The 15164-nt window shown below is 55.8% G+C and carries 11 protein-coding genes and 1 pseudogene; 6 read left to right on the plus strand and 6 right to left on the minus strand.

Annotated elements, in window-relative coordinates:
• Positions 1 to 5: 5 nt before the first annotated feature.
• Positions 6 to 1961, plus strand: a complete 1956-nt coding sequence (locus ACLW56_RS16275; RefSeq protein ID WP_330984789.1) for a glycoside hydrolase family 127 protein — start codon at positions 6 to 8, stop codon at positions 1959 to 1961.
• Between the two features lie 487 nt (positions 1962 to 2448).
• Here the strand turns inward: ACLW56_RS16275 and ACLW56_RS16280 are convergent.
• Positions 2449 to 2934: pseudogene (locus tag ACLW56_RS16280) on the minus strand (REP-associated tyrosine transposase); the annotation flags it as partial.
• A 256-nt stretch (positions 2935 to 3190) separates the two neighbouring features.
• Between ACLW56_RS16280 and ACLW56_RS16285 the strand changes: the two are divergent.
• From ACLW56_RS16285 to msrB, 4 genes are all read left to right on the plus strand, one after another.
• Positions 3191 to 3646: a MarR family transcriptional regulator gene (locus ACLW56_RS16285; RefSeq protein ID WP_330984790.1), complete on the plus strand. Its 456-nt coding sequence runs from the start codon at positions 3191 to 3193 to the stop codon at positions 3644 to 3646.
• A gap of 15 nt (positions 3647 to 3661) precedes the next feature.
• A complete protein-coding gene (locus tag ACLW56_RS16290; protein WP_330984791.1) occupies positions 3662 to 4840 on the plus strand; it encodes an efflux RND transporter periplasmic adaptor subunit in 1179 nt (392 codons plus the stop codon).
• Positions 4841 to 4850: 10 nt separating this feature from the next.
• Entirely contained in the window at positions 4851 to 6389 is a 1539-nt protein-coding gene (locus tag ACLW56_RS16295; protein ID WP_330984792.1) for a DHA2 family efflux MFS transporter permease subunit, read from the plus strand.
• Between the two features lie 255 nt (positions 6390 to 6644).
• Positions 6645 to 7082, plus strand: coding sequence for a peptide-methionine (R)-S-oxide reductase MsrB (gene msrB / locus ACLW56_RS16300; RefSeq protein ID WP_330984793.1), 438 nt, complete (start codon positions 6645 to 6647; stop codon positions 7080 to 7082).
• A gap of 58 nt (positions 7083 to 7140) precedes the next feature.
• Here msrB and selB read toward each other — a convergent pair whose 3' ends face one another.
• From selB to ACLW56_RS16325, 5 genes are all read right to left on the minus strand, one after another.
• The gene (gene selB, locus ACLW56_RS16305; RefSeq protein ID WP_330984794.1) at positions 7141 to 8991 is read right to left on the minus strand and encodes a selenocysteine-specific translation elongation factor; all 1851 of its coding nucleotides are present in this window, start codon (positions 8989 to 8991) and stop codon (positions 7141 to 7143) included.
• Positions 8988 to 10376: an L-seryl-tRNA(Sec) selenium transferase gene (selA, locus tag ACLW56_RS16310; protein WP_330984795.1), complete on the minus strand. Its 1389-nt coding sequence runs from the start codon at positions 10374 to 10376 to the stop codon at positions 8988 to 8990. The genes selB and selA overlap by 4 nt, the downstream gene beginning before the upstream one ends.
• Positions 10377 to 10470: 94 nt before the next feature.
• Positions 10471 to 11079: a glutathione S-transferase gene (locus ACLW56_RS16315; RefSeq protein ID WP_330984796.1), complete on the minus strand. Its 609-nt coding sequence runs from the start codon at positions 11077 to 11079 to the stop codon at positions 10471 to 10473.
• Positions 11080 to 11140: 61 nt separating this feature from the next.
• Positions 11141 to 12277, minus strand: coding sequence for an HlyD family secretion protein (locus ACLW56_RS16320; protein WP_330984797.1), 1137 nt, complete (start codon positions 12275 to 12277; stop codon positions 11141 to 11143).
• A gap of 21 nt (positions 12278 to 12298) precedes the next feature.
• Complete coding sequence (locus ACLW56_RS16325) at positions 12299 to 12604, minus strand: DUF3302 domain-containing protein (RefSeq protein WP_330984798.1); 306 nt, start codon at positions 12602 to 12604, stop codon at positions 12299 to 12301.
• Positions 12605 to 13137: 533 nt separating this feature from the next.
• Between ACLW56_RS16325 and ACLW56_RS16330 the strand changes: the two genes are divergently transcribed.
• The gene (locus ACLW56_RS16330; RefSeq protein ID WP_330984799.1) at positions 13138 to 15057 is read left to right on the plus strand and encodes a PTS mannitol transporter subunit IICBA; all 1920 of its coding nucleotides are present in this window, start codon (positions 13138 to 13140) and stop codon (positions 15055 to 15057) included.
• The last annotated feature ends 107 nt before the right edge of the window (positions 15058 to 15164 follow it).

The following is a 15164-nucleotide window of genomic DNA, read 5'->3' on the forward strand; positions in this document are numbered from 1 at the left end:
ACACTATGTCTGTGATGGAAGTCGACCTGCATAAGCTCAAAATCAGCGATCCGTTTCTGGGCCAGTATCAGCAACTGGTTCGTGATGTCGTGATCCCTTATCAGTGGGATGCGCTTAACGATCGCATCGCAGAAGCCGATCCCAGCCACGCCATTGAAAACTTCCGTATCGCCGCCGGACTTCAGCAGGGCGAGTTCTACGGCATGGTCTTTCAGGACAGCGATGTGGCGAAATGGCTGGAAGCCGTGGCGTGGTCGCTTTGCCAAAAGCCAGACGCCGAGCTGGAAAAAACGGCCGATGAGGTGATTGAACTGGTTGCCGCCGCGCAGTGCGATGACGGCTATCTCAACACCTATTTCACGGTAAAAGCCCCGCAAGAGCGCTGGACCAATCTGGCCGAATGCCACGAACTTTATTGCGCCGGACACATGATTGAAGCAGGCGTTGCGTTCTTTCAGGCTACCGGCAAGCGCCGTCTGCTGGAGGTCGTGTGTAAACTCGCCGATCACATCGACAGCGTTTTTGGCCCTGGCGAAAGCCAGTTGCACGGCTACCCCGGGCACCCGGAAATCGAGCTGGCGTTAATGCGCTTATATGAAGTCACACAAGAACCTCGCTATCAAACATTGGTGAAGTACTTCGTCGAACAGCGGGGAACGCAGCCCCATTTCTATGACATTGAGTACGAAAAGCGCGGAAAGACCTCGTACTGGAATACTTACGGCCCGGCGTGGATGGTGAAAGACAAGCCCTACAGCCAGGCACATCAACCGCTTGCTGAACAACAAACTGCGATTGGCCATGCGGTGCGCTTTGTCTATCTGATGACCGGCGTGGCGCATCTGGCGCGGCTCAGTCAGGATGAAAGTAAGAGGCAGGACTGCCTGCGATTGTGGAACAACATGGCCCAGCGCCAGCTCTATATCACTGGCGGCATCGGCTCACAGAGCAGCGGCGAAGCATTCAGCAGCGATTACGATCTGCCGAACGACAGCGTCTATGCCGAGAGCTGCGCCTCGATTGGCCTGATGATGTTCGCCCGCCGAATGCTGGAAATGGAAGCCGACAGCCAGTATGCCGACGTGATGGAACGCGCGTTGTACAACACGGTGCTGGGCGGCATGGCGCTGGACGGCAAACACTTCTTCTACGTCAATCCGCTGGAAGTGCATCCGAAAACGCTGCCGTTCAATCACATTTACGATCACGTGAAACCTGTTCGTCAGCGCTGGTTTGGCTGCGCCTGCTGTCCGCCGAATATCGCGCGCGTGCTGACATCGCTCGGCCATTACATCTACACGCCACGCGAGGATGCGCTGTACGTCAACCTGTACGTCGGTAATAGCGCGGAAGTCTCGGTGGGTGACGACACCCTGCGCCTGCGCATCAGCGGTAATTTCCCATGGCAGGATAAAGTCACCCTCGCCATTGATTCACCGAAACCAGTACAACACACACTGGCGCTGCGCCTGCCTGATTGGTGCGACGCTCCACAGGTCACACTGAACGGTATCGAGGTGAAGAAAGATATCCGCAAAGGCTATCTGCATATCAACCGCGAATGGCACGAAGGCGATACCCTGACGCTCACGCTGCCCATGCCAGTGCGCCGCGTTTATGGCAATCCTCTGGTACGCCATGTTGCGGGAAAAGTTGCCGTTCAGCGCGGGCCGCTGGTCTATTGCCTGGAACAAGCTGATAACGGCGAAGCGTTGCACAACCTCTGGCTGCCGGAGAACGCCTCGTTTAATGCCTTCGAAGGCAAAGGTCTTTTTGCCCATAAAGTCCTGATTCAGGCCGAAGGGCTCCGCAAAGGCTCGGCAAACCCGGAACAGCAGTCGCTGTGGCACTACGACCACTCGCCATCCTCAGCAACATCGCAAACCCTGACCTTTATTCCGTGGTTCAGTTGGGCCAACCGCGGCGAAGGGGAAATGCGTATTTGGGTGAATGAGGGGTGATGACGAATTGCCCGGCGGCGCAAGCTTGCCGGGCCTACGGGATATGATGATTATCAAGGTGTTGTAGGCCGGATAAGCGTCAGCGCCATCCGGCTTTATCGTGCCACAAACCTCCCGGACCTCCGGGGTATCAGGGTGTTGTAGGCCGGATAAGCGCTAGCGCCATCCGGCTTTATCGTGCCACAAACCTCCCGGACCTCCGGGGTATCAGGGTGTTGTAGGCCGGATAAGCGTCAGCGCCATCCGGCTTTATCGTGCCACAAACCTGCCGGACCTCCGGAGTATCAGGGTTTTGTAGGCCGGATAAGCGCTAGCGCCATCCGGCTTTATCGTGCCACAAACCTGCCGGACCTCCGGGGTATCAGGGTGTTGTAGGCCGGATAAGCGCTAGCGCCATCCGGCTTTATCGTGCCACAAACCTGCCGGACCTCCGGGGTATCAGGGTGTTGTAGGCCGGATAAGCGCCAGCGCCATCCGGCGAATAAGGCCGCTCCCCAGCCGAAATATCAAGGGTACTTCCGGCCCAATCCCAGGGATAAAGCCCATTCCGAACATCACGGTGAAAGGTCGAATAGGGCCAATCCGACACCTGTTTTACCCAGCCATGTTTCAAGGGATTGATGTAGATGTAATCCATATGGCGACGGTAATCCTCTTCGCTACGAAGGGTATGTTCCCAAAAGCGTGGTTGCCAGATATCAGACATTTGCAACCCTCGGGTAAATCCCTTTTTAATGTCCCGCCAGCGGCTGGAGTAATCGCAATCATGCTCGGGCAACGTCCAGATACAGTGCATATGTTCAGGTAAGACAACCCAAGCGTTGATATGAAATGGTTTACGAGACTTCACCCGTGCAATCGACTGTTTCAGCAATCCTGTTTGTTGAACCAGGAGATCACTTCGTCTGTTCCTGAGATTGACGGTGAAAAACCAGGTGCCCCCATTCTGATAACTACGCCTGTAATTTGACATATTCTGGCTCCTGCTTTCTTGCCCGGCGGCGCAAGCTTGCCGGGCCTACAAAACCCTACAGCAATCGAAACAGTATTCATCGTATTGAATTCCCCTTCCTGAAACCCACACGCAAGAAACTTAAGCGGCCTGCAGCGTTGCACAGGCATTTGCGACCCGCCTCTGATTTGTCAATCTGTGTGCTTTACGCTGACAGAATTTGACAATTGATGACCAGGCAGTAATCATAAAGTTAATTACTGACCAGGCAGCTATCATGAATTCCTCAACACTTTCCCAAAACAAAAACCTGCATCTGGGTTTGCTTTTTCATCTGGCAAACCAGTTTAAAGACCAGCTTATCGGCCACTATTTTTCTGGCAGCGGCATCACCGCCCCGCAATTTAAGGTTCTGATTAATATCTATAAAGGCAACACCAGCCCGGCTGAAATTTGCAAGAGCTTGCAGATGGACACCGGGGCGATGAGCCGGATGGTTGAACGGATGGTCAAGAATGACCTGATTGAACGTCACCCTAATCCTCAGGACAAACGTCAGGTGATCCTGGCCCTGACGGAAAAAGGGCAAACGCTGTGCAATACGTTTCAGAATGAAGCCCTGACCACCATTTTGGCGGACTTAACCGCCCACCTGACGCCTGAAGAATCCCGGCAGTTACAAGGCCTGCTTATCAAAATGCTGCCGGATGAATTTACGGCCCCCCATCGCTAATTAAGGCCACACGCTATGTCCATGGAAAACACCGCTCCGGCGCCTGAAAAACGCCCGAGCAAACGTAAACGCAATTTTGCGATCCTGTTGCTGATCCTGATTCTGGTGGCCGCCGGATGTCTGGCCTGGTACCTGCTGTACGCTCGTTATTACGAAACGACCGATGATGCCTATGTGAACGGTAACCAGGTCACACTGACACCGCAGATTGCCGGCACGGTCACGCAGGTCACCGTGGATGAAGGCGATTACGTGCAGAAAGGCCAGCCGCTGGTTCTGCTCGACCCAAGCGATACTGAAATTGCGCTTCAGCAGGCTGAGGCCAGCCTCGCCAATACCGTGCGTCAGGTTCGCGGCTTGTACAGCACCGCAGATAACTACCGTGCGCAGGTTGAAGCGAAAAGAGTCGCCCTGCAAACCGCGCAAAGTGACTACGCTCGCCGTGCCAAAATCTTCTCAACCGGTGCCATTGCTGCGGAAGATCTGGCGCACTATCGCGATGCCGTCACCAGCGCCCAAAGCGATTTGGTTGCCGCACAACAGGCATTGAAAACCAATCAGGCGATGGTGGATGACACCGTTATCGACAGTCACCCTGAAATCAAAACGGCCGTGGCGACCCTGCGCCAGCGCTATCTGGACAACGCGCGTAGCACCATTGTTGCGCCTGTCAGCGGTTATGTGGCGAAGCGCGCTGTGCAACTCGGCATGCGCGTCACTTCAGGCACCACGCTGCTCGCTATCGTGCCTCTGGATCAGGTTTGGGTTGATGCCAACTTCAAAGAGAGCCAGATGCAGGATATGCGTTTAGGGCAGAAAGTGACGCTGAATGCCGACCTGTACGGTGACGATGTGCAGTATCAGGGCACGATTGAAAGCTTAGGGATCGGCACCGGCAGCGCGTTTTCCCTGCTGCCTGCGCAGAACGCCAGCGGTAACTGGATCAAGATTGTTCAGCGTCTGCCGGTTCGTATTACGCTCGACCCGCATGACATGCAAAAGCATCCGCTGCGTATTGGTCTGTCGATGAACGCGAAGGTGGATATCCGTGATGTTGATGGTCATCTTCTGCCGCAAAAAACCGTCGATCAGCCGCGATTCACCACCGATGTGTATGAAACGCCAATGGAAGCGGCCGATAAACTGGTGGCGAAAATCCTTCATGACAACAGCAGCGCCGTAGCCCAGCGTTAAGAGAGAAGCTATGTCTGAGCCGAAGGCGGCCTATACGCCCCCAAGCTTGTTCCTCGCGACGCTTGCGTTGTCGCTGGCCACGTTTATGCAGGTGCTGGATTCCACCATCGCCAACGTCGCGCTGCCCACTATTTCCGGCAATCTCGGGGTGAGTTCGGATCAGGGCACATGGGTAATTACCTCGTTCGCAGTGTGTAACGCCATCGCGTTGCCGCTAACCGGCTGGTTTACCCGCCGTTTTGGGCAGCTGCGGCTGTTCATCGCCTCGGTGGTGTTCTTTACGCTCACGTCGTTCCTGTGCGGCTTTGCCCACAGCATGACGGAGCTGATCATCTTCCGTGCGCTGCAGGGATTTTTCGCCGGGCCGATGTTCCCGATGTGTCAGACGCTGCTGCTGGTCATCTTCCCGCCGATGAAGCGAAGCATGGCGCTCGCGCTGCTGTCGATGGTTACCGTTGTCGCGCCTATTGTCGGCCCGATTACCGGCGGCTGGATAACCGATAACTACTCCTGGCCGTGGATTTTCTATATCAACGTGCCGATCGGGATTTTCGCCTCGATAGTGGTCTGGACGCAGCTGAAAGGAAGAGAAGAAACCACGCAGTCGTCGCCTATCGACTATATCGGCATCATGCTGCTGGTGCTGGGCGTCGGGCTGCTGCAGGTGGTGCTGGACAAAGGGAATGACGAAGACTGGTTCTCTTCGACGCCTATCATCGTGATGTCGGTGGTGTCCACGATTAGCCTGATTAGCTTTGTGATTTGGGAACTGGGCGAGCGCCACCCGATCGTGAATTTGCGCCTGTTCAAGGAGCGTAACTTCGCGATTGGCACGCTCGCGCTGATGCTCGGTTACGCAGCGTTCTTCGCCATCAACATTATTTTGCCGCAGTGGCTGCAAACACAGATGGGTTACACCGCCATCTGGGCTGGGCTTGCGGCCGCGCCGATGGGCTTCTTGCCGTTGTTGCTGACGCCGATCATTGGCCGTTACGCAACGAGAGTCGATTTGCGGCTGCTGTGCTCCATCTCGTTCCTGACGATGGGCATGTCGTGCCTGATGCGCGCGCAATTCAACACTGATGTGGATTTCCGCACTATCGCGGGCGTGCAGATGTTTATGGGGATTGGCGTGGCATTCTTCTTTATGCCGCTGACCACCATCGTGCTGTCGAACCTGCACGGCAATGAAGTGGCGGAAGGTTCAGGCCTGGCGACGTTTTTCCGCGTGCTTGGCGGCTCTTTTGCGTCGTCGCTCACCACCTGGATTTGGCAGCGTCGGGAGATTTTCCACCACGCTAATCTGACGGAAAGCGTGTCGCAATATAACCCGGCGGCGGTGGATTATGTGCAGAAGATGGGTGGCCCAACGCAGCAGCACTTTGCGATGATTGAGCAAAGCATCACGCAGCAGGCGTACATGATGTCGACAATTGATTATTTTTGGGTGCTCGGCTGGGGCTTTATGGGGTTGATCCTGATTATCTGGTTTACCCGTCCGCCGTTTGTCCGTTCAGGCGCTCCGGGCGCTCCTGCGGCAGGGCATTAACTCTCACTGCCCGGTGGCGGCTACGCCTTACCGAGCCTACGAAAGATTTTGTAGGCCGGATAAGCGTAGCGCCATCCGGCATTTTTGACGTTAAAACAGCCACAAAGGTTTCACTGCGGACGGCAGACACCGGCCGCCATTGTTAACTTTTCTGTGAGGAATTTGACGTCGTTCTCTTCTCCGTGATTATCTGATTATCACTCCACGTCAGCCTTATTCCGTTTTCACTGACGCGATCCCAACCAGGAGATAACCATGAGCCGCCCGTATCAAAAAGACCCGAAATCCGTTCAGGCCCTGTCCGAACTGGAATTTAACGTCACCCAGAGAAATGCCACCGAGCGCCCGTTCACCGGCAAATATGATGAGCATTTTGAGGAGGGGTTGTACGTCGATATTGTTTCCGGCGAGCCACTTTTTTCGTCGCTGGATAAGTTTGATTCCGGCTGTGGCTGGCCTGCCTTCAGCCGCCCGGTGGAAGACAATGTTCGCAACATCAGAGATTTAAGCCACGGCATGGTGCGCACCGAAGTTCGCTCTCAGCACGGCGACAGCCATCTCGGACACGTGTTCCCGGACGGACCGCAGGACAAAGGTGGCCTGCGCTACTGCATTAACTCCGCGTCGCTGCGCTTCATCCCGAAAGCGAATTTAGCCGCGGAAGGTTACGGGGAATATCTCTCTCTTTTTTGACGCCGACACGAAGAAATAACGTGAAGCGGCAGGCCTCTCACCTGCCGCCTTTGGCCGATTATTTTTCTGCCGCCGGGAACAGCAACGCGTCGCGTAAGAGGTGGTCGTTACCGCGACGGCGAGTGAAGCCAATCCTGTCGAAGTATTCAAGAATCTGAATCGCCAGCTTGCGGCCCACGTTGAGGCTGTCGCGAAAATCGGCCGCACAGGCTGATCCCCGCGCCAGATCCAGTTGGCGGATCAATCCGGCAAACTGCACAATCCGATCGTTGCGGTAATAACGATCTTTGACGATCGCCGTAATCATCCCCTGCTGCGCTGCCTGCCGTAACGTCACGCGCATAACCTGTTCGTCGCTGCCCGTTTCTTTCGCCAAATCCCGAACCCACCAGGGTTCATCGCCAAACAGCGGTTCAACTTTTTGCCACAACACAGCCTGTTCGTCAGTAAATCCGGCTTTATGATCTGGCAGATGCAGCCAGCCGTGGTGGCTGTTGATAAGCCCCGACGTGCGCATTTGCTCAATCAACATCAGCACCAGCGCTTCGTCTTCCATCGGCAGCGCGATACGGCGCAGACGTTCCCGGCCTGGCCCCGGCTCATCGCGATGCTGTTCGTGGTAAACGGACAAGGCGTTGATCAACTTCTGCTGCCAGCGCTGGCTCAGTGCGCCGCTCAGCACGCTATCGCCCGCTCGCAGCAGGTTCGGCTGTTGAAGCAGCGGTGCTAAGCCTTCGTCATTAAGCTGACGCGCCCAGCCAAATTCACTCAGGCGCAGCGCATCGCGTTGCAGGTGGACATCGAATGCTTCTGCGTCCGTGCTCACCTGAGAGAGTTGCGCCAGCCACTGCAGATATTCCGGCTTACGTTTACCGCGACGAGGCGGGTTCAGCGTCACCACGCATGCCCCTGCGAGCGTGCTTCTGGCAGAGATATCGCGCAGCACCAGCCTGTCGTTATCTGCCAGCCACAGCGGCGTATCCAGGACCAGTTCCGCCAGATTATTTTCCAGCAGCGAGACGCGCCCGGTGATATGGCTTGCGGCATGGTGAATATGCAGCGGCTGCCACTGGGTGAGCGGCGTGTGGCATTGCAGCTCAACAATGACGCGCTCTGACGGTTCTGCGGGCTGTTGCACCAGCAGCCAGTCGCCGCGGGTGATGTCTTCTTTTTGCGCATCACCGGCAATGTTCAGCGCTATACGCTGCCCGGCGTGTGCTTGTTCTGTCGGCTGGTTTTGCGCGTGTAGCCCACGCACGCGCATGGGTTTGTTGACGCCTGTCAGCCAGAGCGTATCGCCAACCTTCACCTCGCCCGTCAGCGCCGTGCCGGTCACGACAAGGCCTGCGCCTTTCACGGTGAATGCCCGGTCAATCGCCAGGCGGAAACATTGGTGCTCAGCGTGCTGGCGCTCTGCCAGATTCAGCAGGTGCTCACGTAAAGCCTCGATGCCGCGCATTTCCGTGGCTGCTGTTTCAAACAAAGTGGCTTCACTGAAATCGTATTCGCGCAAAACGTCGGTGACTTGCTGATGAACGTCGGCAATACGTGCGCTATCAACGCGATCGGTTTTGGTCAAGGCAACGGTGATCGTCGGCTTTCCGGTCAGTTGCAAAATCGCCAGATGTTCGCGGGTTTGCGCCATGACACCGTCATCGCACGCCACCACCAGCAGGGCATGATCGATACCGCCTACGCCCGCCAGCATATTGGCGAGGAATTTTTCGTGGCCTGGTACATCAATAAACCCAGGCACGCGGCCATCGGGTTGCGGCCAGTAGGCATACCCCAAATCGATGGTCATGCCACGCGCTTTTTCTTCCGGCAAGCGAGAGGCATTTACGCCCGTGATAGCCTGCAATAAGGTGGTTTTGCCGTGGTCAACGTGCCCGGCGGTGGCAATAATCATTTCAACACACTCTCCAGAAAGCGCGCCTCGTCTTCAAGACAGCGCAAATCCAGCCATAAACGCCCGTCATAAATGCGCCCTAAAACCGGCAATTCACGCTGTCGCCAACTTTCTGCCAGCGCTTCCAGCGTGCTGCCTCGTCCGTCATTCGGCGTGAACGTGACTGCCTGAGAAGGCAGGCGATCAACCGGCAGCGAACCACTGCCTATTTGCGACAGACACGGCTCAAGGCGCACGGTGAAATCAGGATAGTGCGCTTGCAGCGGCGCTAGTAAGCGCTCGCCTTGCTCACGAATCTCATCCTGTTGGCGCGTTAACAGGCGTAAGGTTGGCAATGCCTGCGGTAATTTTTCAGGATGCAGATACAAACGTAGCGTGGCTTCCAGCGCCGCCAGTGTCATTTTATCGGCGCGCAGCGCACGCTTGAGCGGGTGCTGTTGCAGCTTCGCAATCAGCTCACGTTTGCCGACAATAATGCCCGCCTGCGGGCCACCGAGCAGCTTGTCGCCAGAGAAACTGACGAGGCTCACGCCGCTGGCAATCAGCTCCTGCGGCATCGGTTCTTTCGGCAGGCCATACTGGCTCAAATCCACCAGCGAACCGCTGCCTAAATCCGCCACCACCGGAATGCCTTTCTCCAGCCCGATGGAGGCCAGTTCAGCTTCATCAACCGCTTTGGTGAAGCCTTCAATACTGTAGTTGCTGGTGTGGACCTTCATCAGCAAGGCTGTGTTATCGTGGATGGCATTCACGTAATCGCGGGCGTGAGTGCGGTTGGTGGTGCCCACTTCATGCAGCGTGCAACCCGCCTGGCGCATCACATCCGGAATGCGGAACGCGCCGCCAATCTCCACCAGCTCGCCACGTGAAACCACCACTTCTTTGCCGTTTGCCGTTGCCGCCAGCATTAACAGCACCGCCGCGGCGTTGTTATTCACAATGCAGGCGTCTTCAGCGCCCGTCAGACGGCACAGCAATTCAGCCAGCGCACTATCACGATGCCCACGTCCGGCACCATCTAGCGAATACTCCAGCGTGACGGGCGAACGCATGACTTCACTCACCGCCGCAACAGCCGCTTCCGACTGCAAAGCGCGGCCCAGATTGGTGTGCAACACGGTGCCAGTGAGGTTTATCACCGGACGCAGCTTGCTCTGCGTATCTCCGGCCAGGCGCGCCTCTGCCGCCTGATGCCAGTTCTGGCACCACTCCGGCAGTACATTGTTTTCACGAATGCTGTCGCGTGCCTCATCCTGCAACTGACGCAATACCGCGACAAGCTGGCTGTGGCCGAAATGCTCGATAAGAGGAAGAAACGCCGGATCGCGCAACAGGCGGTCCGTGGCGGGAAGTTGACTGAACAGCGAAGGGGTTTCGGTGGTCATGAATAAGCCTGTGGTTTGCCCCCTCCCGACGGGAGAGGGGGAATCAACGTGCAGGAATTGTACTGTTTTTTTGCCCTGAGAGTTATTGATCGCGTTACGCTTTTGGCGGTTCTGTGCGGGCAAAACTGTCTCGCTGGAACAGTGTCCCGACCAGTTTGACCAAATGGGGACGCGTGGCGCACCAGCCCGGAGAGACGTGGCGGAAATTGAGATAACCCACAGCGCAGGCCGTGGCGATGGTCGCCAGGTTCAGCTCGTCCACCTTCAGCGTGCCATCAGCCACATAGCTTTCCAGCGCGTCCAGCCCACGGCTGATTTTCTCACGCTGCCGCACCAGCTCTTCCGGCGACTGCTGCGCCGCCGGGCGTGCCTGTTCGCGTACAGACACCAGACCCGCATCCATAATGCCATCGGCCAACGCTTCAAGCTGGCGCAGATGCAAGGCGGCTTTGGCATCACGCGGCACCAGTGCCGGAGCAATATTCAGTTGCTCAATATACTGGGCGATAATCGGCGAATCGTACCAGCACTCACCGTCATCGGTGACCAGCGCGGGCACTTTACCAAGCGGATTGTACTGCGCCACGCCGTTGACGGCGTGATAAGGCATCTCGTTGATAAACTCGAAGGTGATCCCCTTTTCCAGCAGGATCACCGAAATTTTACGCACAAACGGGCTGGTGTAACTCCCAATCAGTTTCATCGCCTGCTCCCTGATATTCAGCAAAAATATCAGTATGGCGCAGGCGACGTAAAAATTCAGGTTAATGATCGAGATACAGATAGTGCATCCAGCTGGTCATACGCAGCAGCACTTTTCGCATGATGGAGAGATGATGGAAATGGTCGGAGTAGACCGCCACCTGGGCATAGATCCCGTCTGGTAACGCATCCACTTCCTCATTCGGCTGTAGCTCAATCACCGCCAATACGCCGTCAGTGCCCGGGGCGATGGTCAGCGACTGCAACTGACCCTGCGCCTGATAAGAGCCGCCGGGCACCACAGGCAAAATACTGGTCAGCTTGCCGGGAAACACTTCGCCGGGCAGGGCGCTAAACACTACTTCGGCTTCATCACCGGGTTTCAAGCGCAGCAAAGAGTTCTGCCGGAACTGGGCAATAATCTGTCGTTTCTGTTCAGGAATGAACACCATGACCGGGCGCAAAGGCAGCGCTGCGGCGTACGTGCCGGGGCGAATCAAAACCTGCGTGACATAGCCATCGCTGGGCGCGCGGATAGTGGTTTGATCGAGATTGTAAGTGGCTTCCGCCAGCTGAGCTCGCAGGCTGGCAATCTGCGATTGCTCACCGTTTTGCATGCTTTCAAGCTGGCTTTTTATCTGCGCCTGATCGGCCACGGAAGCTTTCACCTGCGCATCCTGCGCGAGGTAATTCTGCCGGGCATTATCGATATCGCTTTCAGAGAAAGGATTCACCCGAGCGCGGCTGCCTTGCAGATAACGCTGATAGTCTTTGTACAACCGGTCGCGCTCTGCTGACACTCTGGTGGTGTTGGCGATGGCTTCTTCCAACTGCCCTTTCATCGCATCAACGTTATGTGTGGCGGTCGTCAAATCGGCTTTCAGGCGATCGACCCGAGCCTGGTAGCGAGTCGGATCGATTTTAAACAGCACCTCGCCTTTACGAATTAAGGTGTTTTGTTTATCCGTCACTTCGCTGACAACGCCCGTCACCTGCGGGGTGAGCGGAATGGAGATCACCGCCTTTTGCGCCGTAAAGGTGTAAGGGTGGTTGTAGTTCATGCCCAGAATTAACGCGCCGACCAGAAACACACCGCCCAGCGCCGCCGTTGGCACACTCCATTTATTCACCGGAATGCGGAAGATCTTAAATACCGCCCACGCCAGTGCGACGTAGGTCAAAATGATGAGCAAGTCCATAACCAGTCTCCGCGACGCGTGCTACTGCTTGTTCTCTTGCTCCAGGGCCGCCACTCGCCGCTTCAAATCCGCCAGCGTGTCGTTTTGTGCCTGTTGCATCCCCCAGCCGCGCTCTGGCTGGTACAAGGTGGCCCAGATCCACAAAAACGGCCAGATGACGTGCAGCGTGAACAGGCTGACCCAGCCTGCGACGTGAATGGCATCGGCATGCGGATGATTACGGGATTTCGCGATCAAATAGGGAATGTCATGAAGAATGATTATCCCGTAAAAGATAATCAGGAAGACGACAACTAAAACGCCCAGCGCAAAATAGTTAAGAAACATAGCTGCCTCTTATTACGCTCAGAAGGAAAGGAAATGTGCCCTGGTGGGAACCGCCTCTCCCACTGTCACTCAAGCATAATAAGGCTTTGCTATTCTCGCTATGCCCACAGCGGGTTATTTCTTGTGCCGTTTGTCATTCAGTTACAGCGGTGGCAACGGGTTAGGGCAAATTTAGGCCTGGATCACATCAGGCTTTGTCTGAAGGAAAAATATTTTGTGACCAGAATCACACATTAACAACAAACCCATCACCAAAAAATGCGAGACAAATCACATTAATAGACTTGTTGGGACTGTTTTTTGCGCTTAGTCCTTTTTTTACACAGTCATTTTGTGATTGAGATCACCTCATTTAACGCTTACCACCCTATATTAGCGTGACAAAGATCACAGCAAAGGATGCTAACTGGACAGTTGAACGATTCAGTGCCAGATTTCGCATCATCAACAGGGTCCGGCTACCTCTGCCGCCAATTAACAACAAACCTCGGGCTTTGGCCTGCGCGACAGTAAACATAAGAAGGGGTGTTTTTATGTCATCCGATATCAAGATCAAAGTGCAAAGCTTTGGTCGCTTCCTCAGCAACATGGTGATGCCAAACATCGGCGCGTTTATCGCGTGGGGGATTATCACCGCATTATTTATTCCAACAGGGTGGTTGCCGAACGAAACGCTGGCGAAGCTGGTCGGGCCGATGATCACTTATCTGCTGCCACTGCTCATCGGTTATACCGGGGGTCGTCTGGTTGGCGGTGACCGCGGTGGCGTGGTGGGTGCTATCACCACCATGGGCGTTATCGTCGGTGCAGACATGCCGATGTTCCTCGGCGCGATGATTGCCGGTCCTCTGGGCGGCTGGGCGATTAAACGCTTTGACGTTTGGGTAGACGGTAAGATCAAGTCCGGTTTCGAAATGCTGGTGAACAACTTCTCCGCTGGCATCATCGGGATGATCCTCGCCATTCTGGCGTTCCTCGGCATTGGCCCTGCGGTTGAAGTGCTGTCCAAAGTGCTGGCGGCTGGCGTTAACTTCATGGTTGTCCATGACATGCTGCCGCTGGCGTCTATCTTTGTTGAACCGGCGAAAATCCTGTTCCTCAACAACGCCATCAACCACGGCATCTTCTCGCCGCTGGGTATTCAGCAGTCCCATGAGCTCGGCAAATCTATCTTCTTCCTGATTGAAGCCAACCCAGGCCCTGGTATGGGTGTTCTGCTGGCGTACATGTTCTTCGGTCGCGGCAGTGCGAAACAGTCTGCGGGCGGCGCGGCTATCATCCACTTCCTGGGCGGTATCCACGAAATTTACTTCCCGTATGTGCTGATGAACCCACGTCTGATCCTGGCCGTTATCCTCGGCGGTATGACTGGCGTCTTCACCCTGACCATACTGAACGGCGGCCTGGTGTCTCCGGCTTCTCCGGGTTCCATCCTGGCGGTGCTGGCGATGACCCCGAAAGGCGCGTACTTCGCTAACATCGCGGCTATCTGTGCAGCAATGGCGGTCTCCTTCGCGGTATCGGCTGTCCTGCTGAAAACCAGCAAAGTCAAAGAAGAAGACGACATCGAAGCAGCGACCCGTCGTATGCAGGACATGAAAGCTGAGTCTAAAGGTGCAGCGACCCCGCTGACCGCAGGCGATGTGACTAACGACCTGAGCCACGTGCGTAAAATCATCGTTGCCTGTGATGCCGGTATGGGTTCCAGCGCGATGGGTGCAGGCGTGCTGCGTAAGAAAGTCGCCGATGCGGGCCTGACCCACATCTCTGTGACCAACAGCGCCATCAACAACCTGCCGCCAGACGTTGACCTGGTCATCACTCACCGCGATCTGACCGAACGTGCAATGCGCCAGGTGCCTCAGGCCCAGCACATTTCGCTGACCAACTTCCTCGACAGCGGTCTGTACACCAGCCTGACTGAGCGTCTGGTTGCGGCACAGCGTCACGAAGACAACGAAGTAAAAGTCCGTGAAACGCTGCAAGGCAGTTTCGAGCAGGACGACAGCCATCTGTTCAAACTCGGCGCGGAAAACATCTTCCTCGGCTGCAAAGCGTTCAGCAAAGAAGAAGCGATTCGTTTTGCCGGTGAGCAACTGGTGAAAGGCGGCTACGTTGAGCCGGAATACGTTGAAGCGATGCTGGAACGTGAAAAACTGACCCCAACTTATCTGGGTGAGTCTATTGCGGTACCGCACGGCACCATCGAAGCGAAAGACCGTGTGCTGAAAACCGGCGTGGTATTCTGTCAGTACCCGGACGGCGTGAAATTTGGTGATGAGCCAGACGACATTGCCCGCCTGGTGATTGGTATCGCGGCGCGTAATAACGAGCACATTCACGTTATCACCAGCCTGACCAACGCCCTGGATGACGAATCTGTTATCGAGCGCCTGGCGACGACCCACAGCGTGGCTGAAGTGCTGGCCCTGATTTCGGGTAACAAAGCGTAATGGACACTATCCCCTAAATAATTCGAGTTGCAGAAAGGCGGCTCCGCAGAGAATCCCCAGGAGCTTACTTTAGTAAGTGACTGGGGTGAGCGAGGACAGCCAACGCA

The organism is Pantoea sp. sgz302252 (assembly GCF_047713085.1).
GTDB lineage: Bacteria > Pseudomonadota > Gammaproteobacteria > Enterobacterales > Enterobacteriaceae > Scandinavium.